Source organism: Pseudoalteromonas sp. GW168-MNA-CIBAN-0100 (assembly GCF_040309225.1).
Lineage (GTDB): Bacteria > Pseudomonadota > Gammaproteobacteria > Enterobacterales > Alteromonadaceae > Pseudoalteromonas > Pseudoalteromonas arctica.
On record NZ_JBEOOL010000200.1, the window covers coordinates 1 to 378 of the forward strand.

Here is a 378-nt window from a genome sequence, read left to right on the forward strand (position 1 = left end):
TAATTTATCAAACAGCCCTCTTTTCACTTGATAAGTAGTACCTGGCCCTGGTGATGATTTTTCGGTAAAATTAATAGCGGTATTTTCACCCGCTCGATGAAACGCAGCGCCGTTTTTAAACTGAAACCCCAAACTAGCAGCGTGTTCATGCAATGGAGCGACTAAATTAGCGTCGGCCAAATATTCCATACATTGCGGTAACAAGCTCTCACCTATAGTAAAGCGCGGAAAAATCTGTTGCTCAAGCACTAATACTCGCCAGCCTTTTTGCACTAAAAGGCTACTTGCAAGTGCGCCAGAGGGGCCCGCACCAATTACAACAACATCAAACTGCTCAGGGTTATTCACTTTATCCTTCCTTTTGCGAGGGTAATACAC

The 378-nt window shown here is 44.2% G+C and carries 1 protein-coding gene; it reads right to left on the bottom strand.

The genetic code is table 11. The features are described 5' to 3' along the window. On the bottom strand, positions 1 to 348 hold a 348-nt coding region (locus AAEY62_RS20725; RefSeq protein ID WP_350636156.1), incomplete at its 3' end, for an NAD(P)/FAD-dependent oxidoreductase. Positions 349 to 378: the final 30 nt, after the last annotated feature.